The organism is Sulfitobacter maritimus, assembly GCF_013346665.1.
GTDB lineage: Bacteria > Pseudomonadota > Alphaproteobacteria > Rhodobacterales > Rhodobacteraceae > Sulfitobacter > Sulfitobacter maritimus.
On record NZ_JABVBB010000028.1, the window covers coordinates 16,730 to 41,639 of the forward strand.

The following is a 24,910-nucleotide window of genomic DNA, read 5'->3' on the forward strand; positions in this document are numbered from 1 at the left end:
AAGGCGCAATCGGCATCAAATGTCTGATTAATTTTCGGGCGGTTCTACTGCCCCGCCGAAATTTTGGGCACCCTTCGGCGCTGGGCGGCCCTTTCATCGTCAAAACTGTGCAATTGGCCCTTGGTTTCGTCTCTCTTAGTCCTGCGTTGCCTGATCGCGGCTGCGCTTTGCCTTTTCGATCCGCAGATAGGACATGATCCGATGAAACCCAGTCTAACCGTTCCCATTGTTGCAGGGCTAAGCGTGCTGCCCACCCTTGCTTTGGCCCAAGAGGCCGAATTTGCGCCCTTGGCCGACACGACCTTTATTTTTAACACACTGCTGTTTCTGATCGGCGGCGTGCTTGTGTTTTGGATGGCCGCCGGTTTTGCCATGCTGGAGGCAGGTCTTGTCCGCGCCAAGAATGTTACCACGCAGCTGACAAAGAACATGGGGCTCTTTGCAATCGCGGCGGTGATGTATTGGCTGCTTGGCTACAACATTATGTATCCGGGCGAGGGCAACTGGATCATTGACGGTGTCCTTGGCGCGTTCGGCCCCAAAGACATCAATTCTCAGATCGATGCGGGCGGCTACTCCAACGCCTCCGACTTCTTTTTCCAGATGATGTTCTGTGCCACCACAGCCTCCATCGTGTCCGGCGCATTGGCCGAGCGGATCAAGCTCTGGCCCTTCTTTATTTTCGTCATGGTGCTGACCGGGCTGATCTACCCGATTGAAGCATCTTGGCAGTGGGGCGGGGGCTTTTTGTCCGCTATGGGGTTCAGCGATTTCGCGGGATCGACGCTTGTTCACGCGGCGGGCGGCTTTGCGGCGCTTGCGGGGGCCATCGTGTTAGGGCCGCGGTTGGGCAAATACAGCCGGGATGGCCGCGTGATCCCGATGCCGGGCTCGAACCTCGCGCTGGCCTCGCTGGGGACATTCATCCTCTGGCTCGGGTGGTTCGGCTTCAATGGGGCTTCGCAATTGGCGATGGGCACGATCGAAGACGCGGATGCGGTGGCGCAAATCTTTGCCAATACCAATATGGCCGCCGCCGCGGGTGCTTTGGCCGCGCTGCTGCTGACACAGGCGTTGTTCCGAAAAATTGACCTGACGATGGTGCTGAACGGCGCATTGGCGGGGCTGGTGTCGATCACCGCCGGGCCGCTTGATCCGACATTGTTCGGTGCGCTTTGGATCGGGGCAATTGGCGGAGCAATCGTGGTCTTGGCCGTGCCGATGCTCGACAGGTTCAAGATCGACGATGTGGTCGGTGCAATCCCGGTGCATCTGATTGCCGGTTTTTGGGGGACGCTGGTGGTGCCTGTCTATACCGAAGGCACATCCTTTGTGACCCAGATCGCCGGTTTTGGGATGGTGGGTCTCTTTGTCTTTGTCGCCAGCTTGGCGGTTTGGCAGGTGCTGAAGGCCACCCTTGGCGTCCGCGTCAGCGAAGAGGCCGAGATCGCCGGGTTGGACATGTCCGAGTTAGGGATGGAAGCCTATCCTGAATTTGCCAGAGGGTAGGATCGGCGCGGCCTGGCCCGGTTTGGGCTGGGCCGTCAAGCGGCCAAGGGCAGCGCTATGGTAAAGGTGGTCCCGACACCGGGGGCGCTCACATAGCGGATGCTGCCGCCATGGCGGTCCATAATCTGGCGCGAGATATGCAGGCCCAAGCCGCTGCCATAGGCGGTTTTCGTGTCTGACGCATCAAGCTGAGAGAAAGGGGCAAAGACCTTGGTCTCTGAATTGGGCGGAATGCCACAGCCCGGATCGGTCACAGTGATCACGGCGTTTCCGTCCGCACGGCCCGCCGTCACCGCCACCGCGTCCCCGGGTTTGGAGAATTTCACCGCATTTGACAGCACGTTGCCCAAAACTTGGCCGAGCCTATCACTGTCTGCCCGTACCATCAGGGGTTTCTCGTCAACGGTGCAGGTGAATGTGATGTTCTTCTCGGGTTGCAGGCTTTCGGCATTCTCTGTCGCGGTCGAAACGATCGCTATCAGATCACATTCGACGAACTGCATGCTGAAAGCGGCGTTGCGAAGGCTTTGCGTATCAATAAGGTCGTTCACTAGTTTGGTCAGTGAGGCCGTATTGCAGATCGCACGGTCCATCAGGTGATCACGTTGGGTATCAGTTAAGTTGGGGTTGCCGCTGGCCAAAAGCCCCAGTGATCCGTTGATTACCGTCAGCGGCGTGCGCAACTCATGGCTGACCGTGGCGAGGAACTGTGACTGCATCTGTTCCGCCGCAATGGCTTTCTGTGCCGCGATCTTTTGAGTGGTGACATCCAGCAGCGCCACGGCCCAGCCCAGCTTCTTTTGCCCCTCACCCAAGGAAATCACATGTGCCCGCACGGCGAAATGGCGCATGCCCCATTGGATATCGGTCACATCCGGCAGGGTGTTGTGGTGCACAAGATGAGTGATCAACTGTCCAAGCGCACCATCCTCCAGTTGCGTGCGGGCAGAGGCATCGTCCTGCGTCAAAAGATCCGCCGCTGCCGGATTGGTCTCGATCACTTTGCCGAGGCGGTTGAGCACAAAGACCGGGTCTGTTGAGTTATAAAACAGCAGCTCGCGGGCGATGGCGTTGACGTCGATCCAGCGATTATCGGCGATCAGCCAAGCGACAAGGATAAGCGAGAACGCAAAGGAGAATGACGTGGGGTCTGACCCGAGAAAGTAGAAATCCCCGATCAAATAGGACAGGTTCACTGCGACGGGAATGCTCGTTCCCGCAAAGAGCTTGAGGAAGAAGCTGCGCACCGCAGGAGTCGAGGTCAGAACCGCACGCCCGGTGATGACAATCGCGGCCATGAGGACAAGATATAGATAGCCCACCGCGACAAAGAACAGCGGGCCGTGGTCATAATACACATAGGGCGCTCCACCGTCGGTCACAAACTGCGTGTTCGGCCCGTAGAAAGCGTGATGCCAACCCGAGGTAAGCGCGGCGAACAGGATGAGCGCAGGCGCGCAGAAAACCCCGCAGCGAACGATCAAGCGCGGCACTTTGACGCCAAGTGCGTATTCATAAAGGAAAAAGGCCCAGAATGTCGGCAGCAGGACGATCCCGATCCATGCCCCCTGCGCGATCCTTATGGCACAGCCGACCGACTGCGCTGACAGTTCCAGCCCAACCGCGACGAGCCACCAGACCATGGCGACATTGGACAGCAGATACCAATGTTTGCCGGGCAAGCTGCTGTGGCTTTGCACCCAAAACCCCAAGGCCACAACGAGCAGAACGGTCAGAATGACCAACTGCACGGCGGGCAGGGACACATCTAAATAGATGCAAAGGGAGCTGGCGCTGAAAATGATCTCTGCCTCGAATGTCTTATTTTAACGTGATGTTAACCAACCACGTATTAAGGACCAAGTTCTGTTTTGACTGGGTCGCAAACAAGGCGATATCAAGGCGCAAGCAGGGACATGCCCCGCCAAAGGGTCGCTCGGCCGCGTGGTCGCGCCCGAGCGTTTGAATCAGATGCCGACGTCGATAATCGCGCGGGCGAGGATCGGCACGCTGTCGCTGTTTAGGCCCGCGATGTTCATGCGGCTGTCGCCGACCATGTAGATGCCATGTTTCTCGCGCAGGGCGTCGACCTTGTCAGGCGTGGTGCCAAGGCGGGAAAACATGCCACGGTGTTGGGCCAAAAAGCCAAAGCGATCCGAGCCGGAGAGTTTCTGCAACTCGCCCGCCAATTGCTCGCGCAGGCCCAGCATGGCGTTGCGGACGTCTTCCAACTCGGCCATCCAGTCAGCTTTCAACTCAGCATCGTGCAGGATCGTCGAAACGATCCGCGCCCCGTGGTCCGGCGGGAAGCTGTAGTTTTGACGGTTCAGGAAGGCCAGTGTCGCTTGGTTCAGCCCGTGGGCTGCTTCTGACGCGACGATCATCAGGATGCCGGTCCGTTCGCGGTAGATGCCAAAGTTCTTGGAGCAGCTCGCCGCGATCAGACATTCTGGCACCGAAGACGCCACTTTGCGCGTCGCGGCAGCGTCCGCTTCCAGCCCGTCGCCAAAGCCCTGATAGGCAATGTCGATCATTGGCACGGCACCGGTGTTTTGCAGCACCTCAATCACCGCGTCCCATTCGGCGCTGTTCAGGTTCGCGCCCGTCGGGTTGTGACAGCAGCCATGCAGCAGCACCACGTCACCTTTCTTGGCGGTCTTGAGATCTTCGATCATGCCGTCGAAGTTCACGCCGCCGGTGTCACTGTCGAAATAGCGGTAGTTCACCACGTCCATGCCCAGATAGGACAGGATTGACAGGTGGTTCGGCCATGTTGGGTCCGACACAAAGACCCGCGCCTCGGGGTTCGCCATACGCACCAGTTCAAAGGCCTGACGCACCGCGCCGGTGCCGCCGGGGGTGGCCGCTGCAGCAACGGAACTGCGCGGCACAGCATCGCCGAGCACAAGGGCAGCCATAGCATCGGCATAGGCCGGATCGCCCGCGAGCCCGGTGTAAACCTTGGTGTCCTGGCTTTCCCAGATGCGCTGCTCGGCGGCTTTCACTGCGCGCATGATCGGGGTGTTGCCGCTGGCGTCTTTGTAGACGCCGACGCCAAGGTCGATCTTCGTGTCCCGCGGGTCTTCGCGGTAGGCCTGCACAAGGGCGAGGATCTTGTCAGCCGGTTGGGCCTTGAGCGTCTCGAACATGGGGTTCTCCGGTTGGAAGTGAACTGAAATAGGTTAAGCCGCGCCGGTGGCGACGGGCACGGTGGGGAACATCCCCCACTCCGCCCAAGAGCCATCATAGAGCGACCATTTGCGATGCCCCATCCGCTCCAGCGCCAGCGCCAGCACGGCGGCGGTGATGCCAGAGCCGCAGGAGGTAATGACGGGTTTCGACAGGTCCACGCCCGCCGCCTCGAAAATAGCGCGGGTCTGGTCCGGCGTCTTCATCGTCTTGTCGTCGTTAAGCAGTTCAGTGAAAGGCACATTACGCGCGCCGGGGATATGCCCCGCACGCAGCCCCTCGCGCGGCTCTGGCGCATCGCCGCGGAACCGTGCCGCGGCGCGGGCGTCAACGATCTGCGGATCGCCGAGCTTGGAGGCATGGGCCACCTGCGTCACATCGCGCACCAGTTGGTTCTGAAAACGCACGGTCATGTGGCGGTCGCGGGGGACGGGCGGCATGTCTTCGGTCGGGCGGCCTTCGGCCTGCCATTTCGGGAAGCCACCATCCAGCACGGCGATGTTCTCTTGCCCCATCAAGCGGAAAAGCCACCAGACGCGGGCCGCCGACATCAGGCCCGCACCGTCATAGACCACCACCTGATGTCCGTCGCCGACGCCCATGGCACGGAGACGCGACATGAATTTCTCAATCGGCGGGGCCATATGTGGCAGGTTTGAGCGCCCGTCCGAGATGTCATCAATGTCAAAGAACCGCGCGCCGGGGATATGCGCGGCGTCATACTCGGCCTTCGGATCGCGCCCGGCGTCGGGCAAGTACCACGAGGCATCAAGGATGCGCAGGTCGGGGTCTTTCAGGTGCTGAGCCAACCAGTCGGTTGAAACCAATGTCTTGGGATCGTCGGCCATTGGGGCCTCCTTCGTCGCGGGCGTTGCCTCTGACTATAACCGGCAGGGGATGCTGGCAAGTGGAAGGGGGCGCGAGCGGGGTGACGAGGGCCAGCGCCTGCCCGCGGGTCGGCGAACCGACGTGTGGTCGTGCCACTTTATGGGGCAACCTTGATGTGCGCCCGCGAGGTCAGGCCTAACCTCACCAAATCGCCTACCCGTCCGCGCGGGCAGGCGATGGCCCGGCGCCTGCGGCTTGTCCCGGGCCGGGCCGCAAACACGGCGGAAAGGCCAACACCTCTCGTGCAATATGAGTGTGTCTGACGGTTTGTGGGATGAAGCGGTTCTCAGGCTCGATATCATTAGCTGAGGACCATCTTTTGCGTGCTGGGCGGCGAACCTTTGAGCGGTTCATGCGATCTTGGCTCAGCCGAGACGTGCGTTCGCCAATTTGCGCCAAGCCTCACTAAGTCGCCTAGCCGATGAGGCGGGCAGGCTATGGCCCGGCGTCTGCAGCATGATTCCGGGCCTGCTGCAAGTATCAGCTGTGATCCTTCAACAACCGCTGCTTCTGCCGCGACCAATCGCGTTTGGCGGCTGTCTCGCGCTTGTCATGCAGCTTCTTACCCTTGGCCACGCCGATCTTGATCTTCGCCATGCCGCGATGGTTAAAATACATCACCAGCGGCACCAGCGTCATGCCCTTGCGCTGTGTTGCGTTCCACAGATCCCCAAGCTCTTTGCGGCTCACCAAGAGCTTGCGGCGGCGGCGCTCCTCATGCTGAAAGGTCGTGGCCTGCTTGTAGGGCGCCACATAGGAGTTCACCAACCACAGCTCCCCATCCTCAACCGCCGCATAGCTCTCAGCGATATTCGCCCCGCCTTCGCGGAGGGATTTAACCTCGGACCCTTCAAGGATGATGCCGCATTCGATGTCGTCTTCGATAGCGTAATCAAACCGCGCACGGCGGTTTTCGGCGATCACCTTGTAATTCGGATCGGATTTGGAACTGGATTTGACCTGTGACATGCCAAAACATGTAGAGCGCTGCCCGCCCCGGTGCAAGATGCCGCTGTTCAGTCTCCAAGCTTGGCGTGAACCTCATCAAGATCGATTTCCCCAATGGGCATCTTATTCCCCGGATTGTCGAAATCGTATTTGAACAGATCGAAGTCACGTTTGTAGATTTCACGGACCAGATGCATCGACAGATCGTCAAAGTAATCCTTAACCGGATGCGCCCGCTTGGGTCCGTGACCTTCGCTTTCGTTAAAACGGGGAATCTGCGCCAGATCGACCCTATGCGGGGTCTCCACCGCGTCCAAAACCTTTTGCATCCCGTCGTTGAACTGCTCCGTCCAGAAAATCTGGTCGTATCTGCCACCGTTGATGATGAAAGTGCTGACATGGCCGGAGACGGCTGACCAATGGATGTCCGGGTCCATGGGCCGCCGCCAACGAATGGTGTCCCGCGCAAAGAGCAGGAAGCGCCGAAAACTGGCGATCTGGTCAAACTCTTGCTTGCCGTCATCGCCCCCAACGTCGATCCCGTATTTCTGCACCAGCAGCGGGACAAGATTACCGCGATAGCGTCTGCCATTGCGCTGGATGCCGCAGATCTTGTCAAAGAAGGAGGAAAGGATACGCGTATAAGGGTTACGCACACAGGTGAAGGCAAGGGACTTATGCCCGGTCACATTCTCGGTGATCGGCCCCTGCGACCCCTCAAGCGCCCATTTGTGAATGCCCGCTTTGGCGTCGTGGATGTCCCCGTCGAAAAATGTGTCGTGGTCGGAATAATACATGATTTGTCCGATCGTAGAGCAGGCGCATTTGGGCACCACGCGGTACACCATGCTTTCACTTTCCGTCATCCATGTGCCGGGAAAACCCATATGCTTTTGCCTCCTGCTGGCGTTGACTGTTTTGAGCAACAGTTTGGCGTCGCTGTAAAAAAGCAAAGATATGCGGTTTATTCAATCAGTCTTCACGATTAACTAGTTAGACGGTCCGGTATCATGGGCCATCTGTGAAAGGGCTGTTGGTATCCTGCATGGCTAAAATCGCCTATCTTCTGCTGTGCCACAAGGACCCGGATGCCATTATTCGGCAGGCCGAGCGGCTGACGGCGGTGGGCGATTGTATGGCGATCCACTTTGACCGTTCCGCTGATCCCGCAGCGTATCGCAAAATCACCAATGCCCTTGCCGACAACCCCAATGTGACTTTCGCCCGCAAACGTATCCGTTGCGGGTGGGGCGAATGGTCTTTGGTCGAAGCCACGCTCCACGCGCTGCGCGCCGCAGCAGAAGACTTCCCCCGCGCGACGCATTTCTACATGCTGTCAGGCGATTGCATGGCGATCAAGTCGGCGGAATACGCGCATCAGTTCTTGGATGAACACGACCAAGATTTCATCGAAAGCGTTGATTATTTCAACAGCGATTGGATCAAGACGGGTTGGAAAGAAGAGCGGCTGATCTACCGCCATTGGTTCAATGAGCGGACCCAGCGAAAGCTGTTTTATGCGATGTTCAACGTACAAAAGCGTCTTGGCCTGACGCGCCGTATTCCCGCTGACCTGCAAATCTACATCGGCAGCCAATGGTGGTGCCTGCGCCGCCGCACCGTCGAATTTCTGTTGGAGTTTGTGAAGCAGCGCCGGGATGTCGTTCGCTTCTTTCGCAGCACTTGGATACCGGATGAGACGTTCTTTCAGACCTTAGTGCGCCATCTGGTGCCTGAGGCGGAGATCGAGAGCCGCAGTCTCACGTTTCTCATGTTCACCGACTACGGTATGCCGGTGACCTTCTACAACGACCACTACGATCTGCTGCTTAGCCAGAACTACCTCTTTGCCCGCAAGATCAGCCCCGAAGCGCTGGACCTCAAGCGTCGGCTCGGCTTGCTCTATGCGGCGAAATCCGTGCCATTTCAAATCAGCAACGAAGGCCGCAGCCTGTTTGACTTCCTGACCGGGCGCGGCCGGATCGGGCGGCGTTTTGCAACGCGATTTTGGGAAACCGAAGCGACTTTGGGCCGCGAGCGCGAATTGCTGATCGTAATCTGCAAAAAATGGGATGTGGCGAAACGGGTTTTAGAGCGCGTTGGCCAAGTCACCAACCTGCCTACCATTGAGTATCTGTTCAGCGAAGAGGACACCCCTTTGCCGGACCTTGGCGGTATCCAGACAACATTGGAAAAGCGCACAAGGCACCGCCGCGCGCTGATGCGAATGTTGTTTGACTATTATGAAACCGACCGCCTGATCGTCTGCATGGACCCGGCGAACCTTGACCTGTTGCATGACTTTGCCTCAGACCGCTCAATCACCCGGATGCTGGAGATCGAGTGTCATCTGTCGGACGACTATCTAATCGGCCACGCGATGCGCTCCGGCCTTGCCGGGGACCAGACGTCGCAAGAAACGCTCAACCGCCTGTTGCCCACGATCCGGGGCGCGATGTTGCATGAGATTGACCTAATCCGAGATGCGCAGTTTGAGCATTACAACTGCCTGCGCGAGACGGGGGATCTGGACAGCAATACCGCCGCGCTGGGCCAGTTCTTGATGATCCCCGAAGAAAAGGCGCGTGAGATTGCGCAGACAGAGCGGCTTTTCGCGGACTGAACACGGCGCAGCCTTCCTATGGAACGCGCCTTCTTTCTGCGGGTTGTGATTGCAGAGGCCAGCATCTTCTCAGGTGCGCCGGCCAATCTTTTACGATCAGATAGGAGTTCTCCCATGCGACAGCAATTCACAGCCCTCGCTACCACGCTTTTGTTGGCGCCAGTTTCGGTTATGGCGCAAGACGCCGCGACCCAAGACCCCGCCATCCAGACCGAGCGGGTGGCAATGACCCGCGCTATCGAAGCCGCCCGCGCGCAGGTTGATGGCGGTGTGCTTGAGGCCGAGATCGAAACCGAAGGCGGCACGCTGATTTACGAAATCGATATGGTCAAAGGCGATGACGTCTATGAAGTGACAGTGGATGCGCAAAGCGGCGAAGTCCTGTCGCAATCCGAAGAGCGCTTGACCAGCTTCCTCAGCGGGTTGTTCCAAGAGGATGAGCTGCGGGCCGCAGGCGAAGCGGGCGAGACGCTAATGAAGGCTTTGGCGGACCTTGAAGCCACCGAAGGCACCGAGATCGACGAGTTGTCGCTCGACGAGGAAGACGGGCGTATGGTCTATGAAATCGAACTGACCGATGCCTCTGGCGAGCGCGAGATTCTGATCGACGCCGCGACAGGCGAGACTTTGGTCGACGCTGACTAACCTGCAATTCCAGCCCCGCGGTCTGCGCGACCGTGGGGCTGTCCCTTACGCTTCGAGCCGCGCGAGTTCCAAATCGATCACCGCCCGTAGTCCGGTAGGCTCAAACTCTCGCGTGATGGTCCCCCCTAAAGAGGACCGCGCCACGTCTTGGCACAAGCTGGTGCCAAAGCCTGTGTTCTCTGCATCGACCGGCGCGATCTGGCAGGTCTCATTCCACTCAATCACGAGCCGATCCCCGACGCGTTTGGCGCATACTTCAAGCTTGCCGTCATGCTGCGAAAACGCGCCGTATTTCGCGGCATTCGTGCCAAACTCATAAAGGATCATGGCAAGCGATGTCAGCGCCTCCGGTGCAACGCAGATTTTGTCGATGTTCAGGGTAACAGATTGCCCAGCGGCGAGCGGTTTGACGACCGAATTTACCAACTGCTCCAACGAGGTGGGAGAGGTGGTTGTGCCAGACGGGTCTGCGACGGCCAAGCGATGCGCCGAAGACAACGCCATCAAACGATCACGCATCACCCGCGCAAGTTCCTTGGAGGTTTCAACCTCTCGTGCAGTCACGGAAATCAGACTGCCTGCCACGGCAAAGCAATTGCTCACCCGATGGCGCATCTCGGCCACCAGAAGCTGTTGCCGTTCGGCCGCTTTAATCTGAGCCGTAATGTCTCGCGCGATTGATGATGCGCCGATCACCTCACCTTGGCTATTGCGCACGGGCGAAATCGTGAGAGAGAGCGGCACCAAGCTCCCATCCTTGCGACGGCGGGTTGTCTCGAAATGTTGGATACGCTCGCCCCGCCGCAACCGGGCCATGATATCATCTTCTTCGCGCAGCCGGTCGTTGGGGATTAGCATTACGATTGGTTGGCCCTTGGCCTCCTCGGCGGTGTAGCCAAACAGCTGCTCTGCGCCCCGGTTCCAAGTTTGAATGATACCATCAAGGTTCTTGGTGATAATCGCGTCATCCGACCCTTCAATGATGGAAGCCAAATATTCATTCAGGCTTGCCGTTCTTTCCATTTGCAAATTATTCGCGCCCCCCGATTTACGAAGTGCCACAATCTTAGTCTGCGGCCACAGCACTGAAAAAAACTATGTTTGAATGCTACCCATGATTCTGCGTCCGGGCAACGTTGGGTGATCTTAACAAATGATGTCTAAATCGGGAAAAATAGCAATAAAAACAACCTTAAGAAGAGCTGCATCGCGGGCAATCAGCGCTACCGGGTTTGCCGCTCTGGCAAAAGGTCAACAGGGTCGATGCCGCGCTTCTCGGCACTGGCCAACACGGCACGTCGCAGCGCCCCACTGCGGCCCAAGAGACGCCTAAATCGGTCCTCATCCAGAACCAGCAGCGTGGTCGGTGCAATGGCGCGTACATCGGCGCGCCGGGCCTTATGGGTCAGGATTGCCATTTGACCGAACATCTCCCCCCGGCCCAAACGCCATGTCTGCCCCGCCGCCTCCAATTCGACCGCGCCAGAAGCGATGAAGAACACCTGCCGGACTGGGATGTCCTTGCGCAGAACGATGGTTCCCGCATCGACATAGCGGGTCACCAAGGAGCGGCTGAGCCGCCGCAATGTGCTTTCTTTGAGGTCTGTGAACAACGGGAATTGACGGATAAAGGCCCCGCGTTGCACGGCAAGGTCAAGGCGCGGACGGTCTTCGGCGGCCAAACGCCGGGTGGTCAGGTCTTGCATCAAAGCGGTATAGACCTCGGCCCCGATTAACCCATCTTCTCGCATTGCCGTATATTCGCGCTCTTCCAGCCGCAGAGCGGTGCGGCGGATAAAGCGGCGTTCCAACTCTTCGGCATAGCCGGGGTATTGCAGCCGCAGCCCTTCCAGAGCGGTTTCGACAGCCTCTATCCGGCGCGACAGGAGTTCTTGCAGCAATTCTGCCACGCGCCGCCCGTGAATGCGGCGGATGCGCCCGTCGATAAAGCCGCCAAGGTCTTTCAGGATCAGCCGTTGCGACAGCAAATGTTCAAAACGGTCGGCGGTCATACGGGCCAGCGGGCCAGAGATGCCATAGCGCCCATGCAGCACCGCCGTGGCGCGAAAGCTGCGCCCATAGGCCACGCTGCGCCGGGCGGCACGTTGGTAGCCGCTGCGGCCTTGGGTGCGGGCTGCTTCGATTAAACGGTCGGCGTCCGACAGCACCAAATCCGCCATCCGGGCCGAGATCGTCCGCTCCCGCACCCGCGCCAGAATGGCTTCGCGTTCCTGCCCGGCAAGGGCAATGAGCCCCAGAGCAATGCGGTCCCGATCCAGAATGTCAGAAGCGTCTTCAGCCGCTTTGACCGCCACTTCTAGCCGTTCGCCAAAGCGTTTGGCTTCCGAGCGAATGATGTCATGGTCCAGATTATAGTTTTCGGTCGTCCGGGCCACATCCTCGCGCACGGTTTGCAACGAGACGGCGATCACCTGCCGTGACAGGGCGTGGTCAATGGGCGACAGTTGATCCAACCCCAATTTGCCGATGATCCAGCGCAGGGTGGAGCCCTGCACCAGCAGCGTGAACAGGGTGAACCCCGTCGCCAGAATACCCACCAACCGCTGAATATCAGGCGGCACACGGGTGCTTTCTGTTACTGCCAACGCCAGTGACAGAGTCACGGCCCCGCGCAGCCCGCCCCAAAGGATGGCCATCCGGTAAGGCCGCTCAACGGTGGGGGACAGGCGCAATGCACTTAGCAGTGGCATCAGGCCAAAGAGGATGACCACCCGCGCAATGATCGCGGCGAGGACGGTAACCGCGATTAGCAGGAAATCCGACAGTTGGACTTCTTCGAGCAGACGCGGGATCAAGAGAGCGGCGAGGATAAAGATCAACGCCCCGGCCCAATGGGCCAGTACATCCCAAAGTTCGCGCAGGTTGGTCAGAGATTGCGGCGGCAGCCGCCCCGGCGCGGTCAGGTTTAATGTCAGACCCGCCACGACGACAGCAATCACACCAGAAGCGCCGATGCTTTGTTCCGCGACGATATAGGTCAGATAGGGCAGGGCGACCGAGATTGACTGCTGCGCCAACTCATGTCGGCTAAACAGCGCCATGACCCAGACCGCGATCCGCGCACCGAGCCAGCCCACCAGCGCACCGCCGGCAATCAGGACCGGAAATTGCGCCAGAGCATTGCCAAGCTTCGGGTCCGGGGTGCCTTGCATCACATAGGCCATAAAGAGGCCGAACAGAGCAATCGCAGCGGCATCGTTCAGCAGGCTTTCGCCCTCAATGATCCGCGCCAACCGTCGCGGGGCCGAAATGGAGCGAAAGATCGACACCACCGCCGACGGGTCGGTGGTCGAAACGATCGCCCCAATCAGCAGACAGGCGGCCAGCGGTATCGCGCTGACCCAAAACAACGCATAACCGATGCTCACCGTTGCCACGACAACGGCCACCACCGCGAGCGTCAGGATCGGCACCCAATCGTCCAACATCCGCCGCAGGTTCATCCCCAGCGTTGCCTGAAACAGCAGCGTCGGCAGAAAGACATACAAAAAGACGTTGGAGCGGATCGGAAGTTCGAGAATGGCCGCCGCCGCCGGGTTGAGCGCGTCGGTCAGATTGGTGCGCAGCAGAAAGATCGCGCCGGTGCCGATCAACATGCCCAGCACCGCGAGAATAACACTGTAGGGCAGCTGCATCCGCGCCGCAAAAGGTTCGGCCACGCCGATGACCAGAAACAGCGAGGCAATGACCGTGGTGACGAGGATGATGTCCATAAGCGGCCTTGATTACGGTCAAGGGCATCGTCTGCCGGGCAAACGCCCGTGGCACAGCGCGCCTCCTATCCTAGTTACTTTCGAGCGCGACGCTCAGCCCGCCAGCGGGCGAAACGGCCCCGACGTGCGGCAATGTCATCTTCAAGCGCTTCAATTCGCGGGTCCAGCCGGGCGCGGCGAAACCGGCGCCAGCGCACCCAGATCGCATAGACCACCGCGGCAAAGAGCGTCAGGATAATGATGTTCAGAATGGGCAGACCTTTGCCCGCCTCTGGTCCCTCAACCGGGCGCAAAGATATCGCGTTGGGGTAGATCGACAAAAGCTCGCTGCGCCAGCCATAGTGTTTCAGCGCATAGTACTCCGGCGCGCCGGTGGTGCTGCGGGCGTCCGCCGCTTCGGCCTGAAGGTTCGCCGTGTCGAATTTGAAATAAGGTGGCCAGCCCCAACCGGTGTCTTCGTTGCGGTAGACCATGACATCGCCCTTGGCGCGGCGGGTCTGGATGAAAAAGACGTCACGGTTGACCGATTGCCCCGCGCCATCAGAGGCGGAGCCCGACCAGAAGATCGAATTCCTGCCAAAGTCGATGCGTTTTTCATAAGTGTCCGTCACCCGCACGATATCGGTTTGCGGCAGGGTATAGTGGAAAAAGGCGGCGATCAGCACCCAGACAGTGATCCAGAATACCCATTTGACGATTCTCATACCCGGCCCTTTCCAATGGCTTGCGCGGCCAGCGACGGGCCTTGCTCTTTCGACATAGCGCCTTCGCGGCACTGCGGCAAATGCCGAGCGCCCGAAGTTGCAACTTTTACGTAGCCTTTGCCCGGTCTTAGCTGCCCAGCAGGGCCTTGGTTAGATCGCTGTCCGGTTCGGCCAGCGGGTCGATCACATCGAAATGATGCTTGCCCTCGGCCACCACCTGTCGCGCGCCCCAGTTGCGGGCGAACTTCTCGGCCTGTTCGAGGAAGGCTGGCCGCTCATCCGCGCCGACCCAAACGGTCACATCAACCCCATGCGGCGGAGTCATATTGATCGGGCTTTCCGCTTCGGCCTCAGCCTCATCAAGACGCAATATGTCGTTCATCTCGGTTTGCAGCAGCGGCATCAGGTCGGCAACGGGCGAGATTGGCACGATCCGCGTGATCCGGTCGCGGACCTCGCCGCCCAAGAGCAGCGGGTCGGTCATGCGTGCCACCAGATGCCCGCCCGCCGAATGGCCGGACAGAACGATGGTGCCTTGCGTGCGGTTGGCGATCTCGGTCAGCGCAGCGGCGATCTGTGTCGAAATCTCGGAAATGCGCACCTCGGGGCAGAGGTCATAAGACGGCATCGCCACGGCATAACCCCGCGCCAGCGGTCCGGCGGCGAGATGCGACCAGTAGTTCTTGTCAAAAGCCTTCCAATAGCCGCCATGCACAAAGACCGCTGTCCCGCGTGAGACACCTTCGGGCTGGAACAGGTCAAACTTCTGCCGGTCCGATGGGCCATAGCGCACATTGCATTGTGCCCGTGCGCCCAGACGGGTGCGAAACGCCTCTGCCTCTTTCTCCCAACGGGGCGGGAAAGTGTCGGCCCCCTCGATGTAGGCGGAATTTTCATAAGCGTCATCAAGCATCATCTGGGTCTCCCACCCCGGGTTTGATCAAACATTTTCTGGACAATCATACCCGTTGTTGCTTTGGAGACCATAGAGAATAGCGGAGAGATGACATGACTGATGCAAAGACGGATCTGAAATCACTGCTCAAAGACCCCAGCCTGCTGGAAACGCGTGCCTATATCGGCGGCGAATGGGTCGACGGCGAAGACGGCACCTTTGATGTGACCAACCCCGCGCGGGGCGATGTCATCGCGCAGGTCGCAGACCTCAGCCGCGCACAGGTTGCAGGCGCCATCGCGCAGGCAGAAAAGGCGCAGAAAGACTGGGCCGCGTGGACAGGTAAAGAACGCGCTGCGGTGATGCGCAAATGGTTCGACCTGATGATGGAGAACCAAGACGATCTGGGCACCATTCTGACCGCCGAACAGGGCAAACCGCTGCCCGAGGCCAAGGGCGAAATCGCCTATGGCGCGTCTTTCATCGAGTTCTTCGGCGAAGAGGCCAAGCGCGTCTACGGCGAGATGATCCCCGGCCACCAGCGCGACAAGCGCATTATGGTCATGAAGCAGCCCATCGGTGTGGCCGCGTCGATCACGCCGTGGAACTTCCCCAACGCGATGATCACCCGCAAGGCAGCCCCCGCGCTGGCGGCAGGCTGTTCCTTCGTCGCGCGCCCTGCAGCGGAAACACCGCTGTCGGCCATCGTCATGGGCGTTCTGGCCGAACGTGCAGGCATCCCGGCTGGCGTGTTCAACGTGTTGCCGTCGTCGTCGTCCTCTGCCGTGGGCAAGGAATTCTGCGAGAACCCCGCCGTGCGCAAGCTGACCTTCACCGGCTCCACCGAAGTCGGGCGCATCCTGCTGAAGCAGGCCGCCGATCAGGTGATGAAATGCTCGATGGAACTAGGTGGCAACGCGCCCTTCATCGTCTTTGACGACGCCGATCTCGATGCGGCAGTCGAGGGTGCGATCATGTGCAAGTTCCGCAACAACGGGCAGACCTGCGTCTGCGCCAACCGGATCTATGTACAGGCGGGCGTCTATGACGACTTCGCAGCCAAACTGAAGGACCGGGTCAGCAAAATGAAGGTCGGTGACGGCCTTGAAGAAGGCACCGACCTTGGCCCGCTCATCAATCCCGAGGCGTCGGACAAGGTGCAAGAGCACATTAAAGACGCGGTCGACAACGGCGCCGAGATCATTTTGGGCAATGCCAAGGACGACATGGGCGGCAACTTCTTTGCCCCGACCATCGTCACTGGCGTCACGCAGGATATGAAGGTCGCGCAAGAGGAAACCTTTGGCCCCCTCGCGCCGCTGTTCAAGTTCGACGATGTGGACGATGTGATCGCCATGGCCAATGACACGATCTTTGGCCTCGCGTCCTACTTCTACGCCAAAGACCTGAGCCGCGTGTATAAGGTTGCCGAGGCGTTGGAGTATGGCATCGTTGGCGTGAACACCGGCATCATCTCGACCGAGCTTGCGCCCTTTGGCGGGGTCAAACAGTCCGGTCTTGGCCGCGAAGGCTCGCACCACGGCATCGAAGATTATCTCGAAATGAAATACGTCTGTCTCAGCGTTTAAGCGCTTTAGGACGTGAAACACAGGCCGCGCCCCAGACTGGGCGCGGCCTTTTTGTTAGCTGGGAAAAACCTGCGCCAAGACTGCATCGAAACGCGCCCAACTGATCGACGCCTTGTTGCCTGCATAGCCTGCGTAATGCGACTTGCCGCTGCTGTTGGGCAACCCGGCCCATATTTTTGCGAGATTGTTCATAAAGGCGTGGCGGCTGATCTGCCCCGCCCGCAGACGCGACAATCCGGCCTCATTCAGCAGCACATCGGCCAGACGGTCCTGCAACTGCGGCGAGAACCGGGAGGAGGGCGGCACGTCCAGCACCCGCATCACGCGTTTCAAAGTGGCGGGGATGAATTGATAGCGTCCAATCGCGTGGGGCTGGCCGGGGGTGCGGTCAATCCAGTCATAGATCTCGGCCACGGTCATCTGTGTGGGGCGTTTGCCCGGCTTGACCCGCGCACCGTGCTGCAAGGCGTCATAGCCATCGCGGCGCGACTCTGCTTCCTCAATCAAAGCGCGGATCACCATCACATCTGCCGCACCCGAGCGCAGCAATGGCGCGGCGGTAAAAACTGGTTCATGCGCGGGCCGGTCAGCGAAAAATCCCGTCGCCTCGCGCCCGATAAACAGACTGGGCGCTGCGCGGTCTTGGGCGGGAAGGCTCGCCTGTATCACACCCCCGCGGGGCGCGGCGTCTGCGGGCGATAGGAGCGAGACAGCCTCAGCCCGTAAGAGACCGGGCAAAAGCATAAGGACGGTAAAGGTGGCAAGAAAAGCATTCTGCAAGAGGATCATCCATTCTGGTTTCGCCGGCAGAATGGCGGGCAGAGGTTTAAATTTCGTTTGGGTTTAGAAAGCGCGGCGGCATAAAAAAGGCCCGCCGTGGGTGGCGGGCCTTCGCATCGGTTATTGAGCGGCCTTTAGTTGACGGATTTCGCGTCAACAACGTCCTTCTCAATGGCTTTGACATCAGACGAAATCTCGATCTGACGCGGCTTCAGCGCCTCTGGCACCTGACGCTCCAGCTCAATATGCAGCATACCATTCGCATGGGCCGCACCGATCACGTGCACATGATCGGCCAGATGGAAGCGGCGCTCGAATGCGCGGGTCGCGATGCCACGGTGGAGGTAGGTTTTGTCCTCGTCCTCATCGGCTTTGCGCGCCGAGACGATCAGGGCCTTCTCGCGCACTTCGACGCTCAGGTCGCTGTCTGAAAAGCCCGCCACAGCGATGGAGATGCGGTACGCATCGTCTTCAAGCTTTTCGATATTATAAGGGGGGTAGCTGGGGGTGGCCCCATCATTTGTCAGCACGCGGTCCATCATATTGGCGATTTGGTCGAAACCAACGCTGGACCGGTAAAGGGGTGCAAAATCAAACGTACGCATGTGTTCATCCTCATCATTGAGCGATTGACATATCGGGCCTTCCACCATCGGACAGACCCGGTTTTCAACTGCCGAAGCCCTCAAGAGGCACCCCGGCAAGGCTCATATGTGAAGGCTGTTATGCGCTTTCAAGACCCTGTGCTGCGATTTCAGGGTCGAACGAATTTCGCCCCGGTGACGCGTTGCTGCTGGTCCACTCGGATGCGTTTTCCGGCGGGGCTGGAGTCGAGAAAAACCCCTTTGCCTGCCACCAATTCGGCCTGCAACAATGCCAAAGGCGCGCCGAGGGCGGTTCCGAGCGAGACTTGCTCACCTTCGACCTCCGCCTTGGCAGAAACAACCGATACGATATGGGCTTCACCCGCGACGAAGCTAAAGATCGGCGCGCCGCTTGAGCCGAAATCGACGGAACAGGAAGTCACCAAGACCCCCTCTTGCTGCGCCAAGACCTTGCAGACTTCTTGCAGCGATGGCGCCTCGGCCCGGTCGCGGGCGTAGCTGACCACGCCGACACTTTCACCCGGACGGGGGCGGGCGGCGGTGCCAAAGGGGCGGATGGTGGTGTTGCGGATTGGGCGAGACAGTTCCAAAAGCGCCAGATCGTTGCGCACGCGGCCCGATGAGACCTCTCCGTCGAAAACATAGTCCGGATGCACCACGGCGCGGCGGATGTCGCGGTAGGCTCCGGCGCGGCCGTTGCGCCAACCTGCGAGAAATTGCACCTCGCTATGATCGATCCGGGCCTTGGTGTTGCGGTCAAACAGGCAATGCGCAGCGGTAAGCACCAGCCGGGGCGCGATCAGCGTGCCGGTGCAAAAGCCGGTGCCGCCGATGTCCAAACGGCCCACGGCTTCCCAAGCGGCGGCGTCGATGCCGTTGTCTAACGCCTTGAGCGCCGTGTCTTGCGCCATGACCCCGCTGGCCATGGTCAGCGCTGCAAAAATACCCGCTAGAAACTGTCGCAAGATGCACCTCGTAATCATGTCGCCCTGCGCGAGTATAGGGTCCGTGCGGCAGAAATAGGGCACCCGTTCAACGCAATCGCGGCACTTCGGCGGCGCTGTCTGCCCTGCGGTCCAATGCAGGCGGTTTTGGCCCGCCACAGGCCCAATCGAGCAGTTCGACACTATGCACCACCGGCACCCCGGTGCCTGAGCCGATTTGCATCATACAGCCGATGTTCCCTGCCGCGATGACATCGGGGTTTTTCGCTTCCAAGGTGTTGATCTTGCGTTCTTTCAGCTGTTTGGAAATCTCAGGCTGCATCAGGTTATACGTCCCCGCAGAGCCGCAACACAGATGGCTGTCGGCAGGCTCGACCACGGTGAAGCCGGCCTCTTTCAGCAGTTGCTTCGGCGCGGTTTTGATCTGCTGGCCATGCTGTAGCGAGCAGGCTGCGTGATAGGCCACAACCATGTCCGGGCTCCCCGTAAAGGGCAGGTTCAGTTCCGCCAGCAGTTCCGTCACATCGCAGGCCAGCGCAGAGACCTTCGCGGCATCCTCAGCCAAGGGATCGTTGCGGAACATATGGCCATAATCCTTAACCGTTGTGCCGCAGCCTGAGGTGTTAATGACGATGGCATCGAGCCCGTCTCCGTCGATCTCGGCCATCCAAGCGCGGATGTTGCCTGCGGCATGGGCGTGGCTTTCGTCGGTCTTGCCCATGTGATGGGTCAGCGCCCCGCAGCAGCCCGCGCCCTTGGCCACCACCACTTCGCAGCCCGCACGGCTGAGCAGGCGGATGGTGGCATTGTTGATATCGGTGTTCAGCGCACGCTGCGCACAGCCGGTCATCAGCGCCACGCGGCGGATCGCCTTGCCCTTGGCGGGGAAGCTCTGCGGATCGTCGTTTCGGCTCACGGGGGGGATCGCTTTGGGGGCCATTTCGAGCATTGCACGGAGCCGCGCATCGGGCATCAGCCGCGCAAAGGGCCGCCCGATCCTGGCCCCCAGCAAAGCCAAACGAAACCGGTTGGGGTAGGGCAGAATACGCGCCAGCATCCAGCGCAAGACCCGCTCGCCCATGGGGCGTTTGTAGCGTTCTTCGATATAGGCGCGGGCGTGATCGACCAGATGCATGTAATGCACGCCCGAGGGGCAGGTGGTCATACAGGCAAGGCAAGACAGGCAGCGATCAATGTGTTGCACCGTCTTTTCGTCCGGATCGCGGTCTTTCTCCAGCATGTCTTTGATCAGGTAGATGCGCCCGCGTGGGCTGTCCAATTCATCCCCCAAGACCTGATAGGTTGGGCAGGTTGCCGTGCAAAATCCGCAATGCACACAGGCGCGCAGAATTTCGTTGCTGCGCTTCGTGTCGGGGTCTTGCAACTGGTCGGGGGTGAAGGTCGTTTGCATGAAAGCTCCGAGATTTAAGGGCCGCGCAAGAGGTCGGCCAGCGCGAGACCGAACCAAGGCACGGTCGTGCCTGCTGCGCCGAGCGCGCCGGTCCAGCGTTGCATGGAAAGCCGCGGGTCCGCCCGGCGGAGGGCCTGCACCACAAGCGCGATCACGGCGATCCAAGCCGCCCAAAGCGCCATTGTGACGGCAGCGCTGAGCCAAAGACTGTCGCCCCAATGGCTTGCAAAGCCTATGCGCAACGCCAGTGCCATCAGGAAGGCGGAGAGGGCCAAGAGCGGCACGGCCCGCATAACCCGCGGCGACGGCACAGCCTGGGTCAAGCGGCGAAAAGCCCAAGGCCCCACAAGAAAGACAATAAGAAAGGTCACCGCCAAAGTCACGGTCGCCCTGCCTGTTCTCCAGTAAGGTTGCCGCGCGGATCGAATTGCGCCCGCAGCCCGGCCCTGAGCCGCTCTACGCCGGGCGAGGCCGGTTGCTCTTGCGGGAATGCGGCGCGTGTTGCTGCATCGGCCCGCACCAGTGTCGCATGGCCGTCGTATTTGCCCAGCCGGGTGCGGAGGTCCGTGCCGGGCGCCATGCGCAGCCAGACGAGCCCGCCTGCCCAATCGAACAGATGGGCCTCAGCCGCAGCGCGCTTGGCGATTTCGGGCGCTTCGGTGGGGCGGCAGTGGACCCGCCAGACATCTCCTGTCCTGTCGGCAAAGGCGGTGACATCGCGCTGCCTGCGCCACGCGGCTTCGGTGTCATCGTGTTCCAAAATATGCATGTCCGCGCCCGTCGAGGCGAGCAAATCGCGCAGACGGTCTAAACGGTAGCGCACCGACGGCGCGAAACCTTCGAGCCGCAGGAGGGTCTGTCGCTTGGCGGGATCATGGGCCGCACCGGTGACTTCGAAAGGGCTGCTCATGGCCTGCGCCATCGCTTTGACCGCCGCGTGATCGTCCAACCCTGCAAGGCAAAGCGTGGCGCTTGTTTCCGGCACAGGCAGGACTTTGAGAGAGACCTCGGTCAAGACGCCAAGACTGCCGCAGGCGCCGGCCATCAGCTTCACCAGATCATAGCCGGTGACATTCTTCATCACGCGCCCGCCATTTTTGACGATACGCCCCGCGCCATCAACAAAACGCACGCCCAACAGGAAATCCCGCGCCGCGCCGACGCTGAGCCGCCGTGGGCCACTGACATTGGCTGCAAAAACACCGCCAATGGTTGGCGTGCCGCTGCTGCCCAATAGCGCACGGTGGTCCATCGGCTCAAAGGCCAAACGCTGGCCCTCGGCCGCGAGCGCCTCTTCGATCTCCGACAGCGGGGTGCCAGCCTGCGCGACCAATGTCAGCGCGCCGGGCTCGTAAAGGCGGATGCCGCTGAGACCCGCAACAGACAGCGCCGCCCCGCGCCCCGCCATGCCGCGTGTATTGCCGCCTTGGACCGACAGGGGGCCATCCGCGTCCCGGATCGCCTCGGCCAGTTTAGCCTCGCTCGTCACGCCTATCGCACTCATGCCGCAACTCGGCCGCTGCGCCCGCGCCGTTCTTCGGTCACATCAAGCGGGAACACCTTGGCCGGGTTGAGCAACCATGCCGGATCAAAGACATCCTTCACCGCCAGTTGCGCCTCCAAATCGGTTTGGGTGTATTGCTCATGCATCAGGTCGCGTTTCTCAATTCCGACTCCATGTTCGCCGGTCAGGCAGCCCCCGGCCTCGACGCAGAGCCGCAGAATATCGGCCCCGAAGGCTTCGCATTTCTCAAGGTCGCCGGGTTTGTTGGCGTCGAACAGGATGAGCGGATGCATATTGCCATCGCCCGCGTGAAAGACGTTACCAACCCGCAGCCCGTAGTCTTCGGACATCTCGCCAATGCGTCGCAGTACCATGGGCAATTCGGTCACTGGGATCGTACCATCAAGACACATGTAATCGTTGATCTGCCCCATCGCGCCAAAGGCCGACTTGCGCCCCAGCCAGATCGCGGCGCTTTCCTCGGCGCTGGTGCTTTCGCGCAGTTCCACCGGGTTGTGTCGCTGGGCGATCTCTTTGATTAGCGCGAGTTGGTGGTCGATCTCGGCGTCCGAACCTTCGACCTCGACAATCAGCAACGCCTCGCACATGGGGTAGCCTGCGTGGGCGAACGCCTCGGTCGCCTCAATGCAGGGGCGGTCCATGAATTCGATCGCTACCGGCAGAACGCCTGCCTTGATGATGTCGCTGACACAAGCGCCCGCCACGGCGTTGTCGTCAAAGCCCATCAGCACGGGCCGCGCGCCTTCGGGTTTGGGCAAGATGCGCAGCGTGGCTTCGGTCACCACGCCAAGCTGCCCTTCGGAGCCGCAGATCACGCCCAAAAGGTCCAGCCCGCCGGCATCCATATAGCCGCCGCCGATCTCCACCACTTCGCCGTCCATCATCACCATAGTCACGCCCAGAAGGTTGTTGGTCGTCACCCCGTATTTCAGGCAATGCGCCCCGCCGGAATTCATCGCGATATTGCCTGCGATGGCGCAGGCGAGCTGGCTCGACGGGTCGGGGGCGTAGAAAAACCCGTCTTCCTCCACCGCGCCGGTGACGCTGAGGTTCGTGCGCCCTGTCTGTACCCGGATCAAGCGGTTGTCGTAATCGACCTCCAGCACCTCGGCCATGCGCATTACTCCCAGCACCACACTGTCCGCCGTGGGCAGCGCGCCACCGGCGAGCGATGTGCCAGAGCCGCGCGGCACCACCGGCACGCCTTCCTCGTGGCAGATGCGCAGAATGGTTGAGACTTCTTCAGTGCTGGCAGGCAGGGTCACGGCCATGGGTGCGCATTTATAGGCGGTCAGCGCGTCACATTCATAAGCGCAGGTTTCGTGCGGGTCGTCGATCACCGCCGCCGTAGGCAGCGCCGTCCGCAGCTTGGCCACCAAACGCGCCTTACGCGCGATGATCGCGGCATCTGGTGTCGGCATTTCCATAGGGGGGCCTCCGGCGTTTCAGACATGCAGCAGCGCATGGTTGGTGGTATGATGGCGTGCAGTTGGTGTAATTGCACCACTGATTTTTGCAACTCTGACAAGAAGTGCCAGGACAAACACTGCTTGACCTTGGAACGGTGACGAACCGGGCTATATAACAGCCTGTTATTGTGAGTGGATTTAAATGTTTAAACGCAGTCTTTTCGCCAGCATTCTGGCCTTATCTGCACCGGCTTTGGCCGACCCCCCGGTTATTCAAAACGCGGTGGTTTCCCGTCACGGAGAGTTGTGGAGGTTCGACGTCACCCTCCGTCATAACGATACAGGATGGGATCATTACGCCGATGCCTGGCGTGTTGTTGACCCCGACGGCCGACCCCTTGGCACACGCAATCTGGCGCATCCGCATATCAAAGAGCAGCCCTTTACCCGCTCGCTATCCGGCGTGCGCATCCCAGAAGGTGTGACCGAGGTCGGCATTCAGGCACGGGACAATGTCGAAGGTTGGGCGGAGCATATTAAGATGGTGCCGCTGCGCTAAGTTTGCGGCTGCAACATCGCGGCATTGTTACCTTCACAATCCTGAAAAGCGACGTAATAGCCCACATCGGGTATCGTAACAGGGCTGCCATGAACGCGCCCGCCAGCCTCAGTGACGCGTTCCATCGCGGCTTCGATGTCTTCAACCGCGATGACAACAAGGGGCATCTGAGCGGGGTGATCCGCTTTAAGAGGAAACATACCGCCATTGATTGCCCCCGCGGTGGTGGGCCTGCTGTTTTCAGTCTCTGTGGTTTCCATCAGGACGTAGTCGCCCATCTCGGGACCCATTTTCTTGCTGCGCCAACCAAAGGCAGCTTCGTAAAACGCCGCAGCTCGAGAGGCATCGTGATAGGGCATTTCAAAATGAACGACGGGGCAAGGTTTCTGCATGACACGTATCCTATCCTGAAGCGATATCAGTGAAGAATACCATATTCTGCGGCCCGATAGGGGCATTTTTGCTAAAGTGGGCTAGACCCGATGATACGGCCCGCCTGACAGGATCGCGGCGGCGCGGTAGAGTTGTTCGGCCAGCATGACCCGGACCAACATATGCGGCCATACCATCTTGCCAAAGGACAGCGCGTGATCCGCCTGTGCGCGCAGGCTTGGGTCGATCCCATCTGCACCACCGATCACGAATGCCAGATCGCCGCGCCCGGCATCGCGCCAGTTGCCAAGCCGATCCGCGAAAGCGGGGGAGGTTTCAACCTTGCCGCGTTCATCCAGCACGCAGATCACCGCGCCTTGCGGGATCGCGCGTTGCAACAAGACGGCTTCGGCTGCCATGCCACCGCCCTTCTTGTCCTCCATCTCGACCACACGCGCAGGCCCAAGGCCCAGACCGCGTCCGGTCCGGTCAAACCGGGTAAGATAGTCATCGACAAGAGATTTTTCGGGACCGGCGCGAAGCCGGCCCATGGCGCAGATATGTACCCGCATGGCTTAATC

The 24,910-nt window shown here is 60.1% G+C and carries 23 protein-coding genes; 5 read left to right on the forward strand and 18 right to left on the reverse strand.

The annotated features are described in order from the left end of the window. Positions 1 to 201: 201 nt before the first annotated feature. On the forward strand, positions 202 to 1,509 hold the full coding sequence (amt, locus tag HTT03_RS08185; RefSeq protein WP_174859361.1) for an ammonium transporter: 1,308 nt from the start codon (positions 202 to 204) through the stop codon (positions 1,507 to 1,509). A 35-nt stretch (positions 1,510 to 1,544) separates the two neighbouring features. Here amt and HTT03_RS08190 read toward each other — a convergent pair whose 3' ends face one another. From HTT03_RS08190 to HTT03_RS08210, 5 genes are all read right to left on the reverse strand, one after another. Further along, on the reverse strand, positions 1,545 to 3,275 hold the full coding sequence (locus tag HTT03_RS08190) for a histidine kinase N-terminal 7TM domain-containing protein (protein WP_174859362.1): 1,731 nt from the start codon (positions 3,273 to 3,275) through the stop codon (positions 1,545 to 1,547). 201 nt (positions 3,276 to 3,476) lie between these two features. After that, positions 3,477 to 4,658, reverse strand: coding sequence for an amino acid aminotransferase (locus tag HTT03_RS08195; RefSeq protein ID WP_174859363.1), 1,182 nt, complete (start codon positions 4,656 to 4,658; stop codon positions 3,477 to 3,479). A 33-nt stretch (positions 4,659 to 4,691) separates the two neighbouring features. Further along, positions 4,692 to 5,546: a 3-mercaptopyruvate sulfurtransferase gene (sseA, locus tag HTT03_RS08200; RefSeq protein WP_174859364.1), complete on the reverse strand. Its 855-nt coding sequence runs from the start codon at positions 5,544 to 5,546 to the stop codon at positions 4,692 to 4,694. Positions 5,547 to 6,066: 520 nt separating this feature from the next. After that, positions 6,067 to 6,555, reverse strand: coding sequence for an SsrA-binding protein SmpB (gene smpB / locus HTT03_RS08205; protein WP_174859365.1), 489 nt, complete (start codon positions 6,553 to 6,555; stop codon positions 6,067 to 6,069). Positions 6,556 to 6,602: 47 nt separating this feature from the next. Next, entirely contained in the window at positions 6,603 to 7,421 is an 819-nt protein-coding gene (locus HTT03_RS08210; RefSeq protein WP_174859366.1) for a sulfotransferase family protein, read from the reverse strand. 158 nt (positions 7,422 to 7,579) lie between these two features. On the opposite strand from HTT03_RS08210, the gene HTT03_RS08215 reads away from it, so the two are divergent. Together HTT03_RS08215 and HTT03_RS08220 are read left to right on the forward strand one after the other, a co-directional pair. Next, the gene (locus HTT03_RS08215) at positions 7,580 to 9,157 is read left to right on the forward strand and encodes a DUF5928 domain-containing protein (RefSeq protein WP_174859367.1); all 1,578 of its coding nucleotides are present in this window, start codon (positions 7,580 to 7,582) and stop codon (positions 9,155 to 9,157) included. Between the two features lie 114 nt (positions 9,158 to 9,271). Further along, positions 9,272 to 9,802 (forward strand): PepSY domain-containing protein, encoded by a 531-nt coding sequence (locus HTT03_RS08220; protein WP_174859368.1) that lies wholly within the window; start codon positions 9,272 to 9,274, stop codon positions 9,800 to 9,802. 45 nt (positions 9,803 to 9,847) lie between these two features. Here the strand turns inward: HTT03_RS08220 and HTT03_RS08225 are convergent, their stop codons facing one another. The 4 genes from HTT03_RS08225 to HTT03_RS08240 form a co-directional block, all read right to left on the reverse strand. Next, positions 9,848 to 10,825 (reverse strand): PAS domain S-box protein, encoded by a 978-nt coding sequence (locus HTT03_RS08225; RefSeq protein ID WP_174859369.1) that lies wholly within the window; start codon positions 10,823 to 10,825, stop codon positions 9,848 to 9,850. 200 nt (positions 10,826 to 11,025) lie between these two features. After that, the gene (locus tag HTT03_RS08230) at positions 11,026 to 13,536 is read right to left on the reverse strand and encodes a cation:proton antiporter (protein ID WP_174859370.1); all 2,511 of its coding nucleotides are present in this window, start codon (positions 13,534 to 13,536) and stop codon (positions 11,026 to 11,028) included. 74 nt (positions 13,537 to 13,610) lie between these two features. Next, a complete protein-coding gene (locus HTT03_RS08235; RefSeq protein ID WP_174859371.1) occupies positions 13,611 to 14,240 on the reverse strand; it encodes a DUF1523 family protein in 630 nt (209 codons plus the stop codon). A gap of 127 nt (positions 14,241 to 14,367) precedes the next feature. Beyond that, positions 14,368 to 15,156, reverse strand: a complete 789-nt coding sequence (locus HTT03_RS08240) for an alpha/beta hydrolase (RefSeq protein ID WP_174859372.1) — start codon at positions 15,154 to 15,156, stop codon at positions 14,368 to 14,370. Positions 15,157 to 15,248: 92 nt separating this feature from the next. Between HTT03_RS08240 and HTT03_RS08245 the strand changes: the two genes are divergently transcribed. Then, positions 15,249 to 16,724, forward strand: coding sequence for an NAD-dependent succinate-semialdehyde dehydrogenase (locus HTT03_RS08245; RefSeq protein ID WP_174859373.1), 1,476 nt, complete (start codon positions 15,249 to 15,251; stop codon positions 16,722 to 16,724). 54 nt (positions 16,725 to 16,778) lie between these two features. Here HTT03_RS08245 and HTT03_RS08250 read toward each other — a convergent pair whose 3' ends face one another. The 7 genes from HTT03_RS08250 to HTT03_RS08280 form a co-directional block, all read right to left on the reverse strand. Beyond that, entirely contained in the window at positions 16,779 to 17,504 is a 726-nt protein-coding gene (locus HTT03_RS08250; protein ID WP_246253396.1) for a lysozyme family protein, read from the reverse strand. A 134-nt stretch (positions 17,505 to 17,638) separates the two neighbouring features. Next, positions 17,639 to 18,109, reverse strand: coding sequence for an Hsp20 family protein (locus tag HTT03_RS08255; protein WP_174859375.1), 471 nt, complete (start codon positions 18,107 to 18,109; stop codon positions 17,639 to 17,641). A 149-nt stretch (positions 18,110 to 18,258) separates the two neighbouring features. Further along, positions 18,259 to 19,035, reverse strand: a complete 777-nt coding sequence (locus HTT03_RS08260; protein WP_174859511.1) for a trypsin-like serine peptidase — start codon at positions 19,033 to 19,035, stop codon at positions 18,259 to 18,261. Between the two features lie 106 nt (positions 19,036 to 19,141). Then, entirely contained in the window at positions 19,142 to 20,464 is a 1,323-nt protein-coding gene (glcF, locus tag HTT03_RS08265; protein ID WP_174859376.1) for a glycolate oxidase subunit GlcF, read from the reverse strand. A gap of 14 nt (positions 20,465 to 20,478) precedes the next feature. Next, positions 20,479 to 20,835, reverse strand: coding sequence for a hypothetical protein (locus HTT03_RS08270; protein ID WP_174859377.1), 357 nt, complete (start codon positions 20,833 to 20,835; stop codon positions 20,479 to 20,481). An 8-nt stretch (positions 20,836 to 20,843) separates the two neighbouring features. Next, a complete protein-coding gene (locus tag HTT03_RS08275; RefSeq protein WP_174859512.1) occupies positions 20,844 to 21,959 on the reverse strand; it encodes an FAD-binding protein in 1,116 nt (371 codons plus the stop codon). A gap of 5 nt (positions 21,960 to 21,964) precedes the next feature. Further along, positions 21,965 to 23,416, reverse strand: coding sequence for an FAD-linked oxidase C-terminal domain-containing protein (locus HTT03_RS08280; protein WP_174859378.1), 1,452 nt, complete (start codon positions 23,414 to 23,416; stop codon positions 21,965 to 21,967). Between the two features lie 184 nt (positions 23,417 to 23,600). On the opposite strand from HTT03_RS08280, the gene HTT03_RS08285 reads away from it, so the two are divergent. Continuing rightward, positions 23,601 to 23,957, forward strand: a complete 357-nt coding sequence (locus HTT03_RS08285; RefSeq protein ID WP_174859379.1) for a hypothetical protein — start codon at positions 23,601 to 23,603, stop codon at positions 23,955 to 23,957. Here the strand turns inward: HTT03_RS08285 and HTT03_RS08290 are convergent. Both HTT03_RS08290 and rlmH read right to left on the reverse strand, forming a co-directional pair. Beyond that, complete coding sequence (locus tag HTT03_RS08290) at positions 23,954 to 24,349, reverse strand: VOC family protein (protein WP_174859380.1); 396 nt, start codon at positions 24,347 to 24,349, stop codon at positions 23,954 to 23,956. The genes HTT03_RS08285 and HTT03_RS08290 overlap by 4 nt on opposite strands. Before the next feature lie 81 nt (positions 24,350 to 24,430). Next, positions 24,431 to 24,901, reverse strand: a complete 471-nt coding sequence (gene rlmH / locus HTT03_RS08295; protein ID WP_174859381.1) for a 23S rRNA (pseudouridine(1915)-N(3))-methyltransferase RlmH — start codon at positions 24,899 to 24,901, stop codon at positions 24,431 to 24,433. Positions 24,902 to 24,910: the final 9 nt, after the last annotated feature.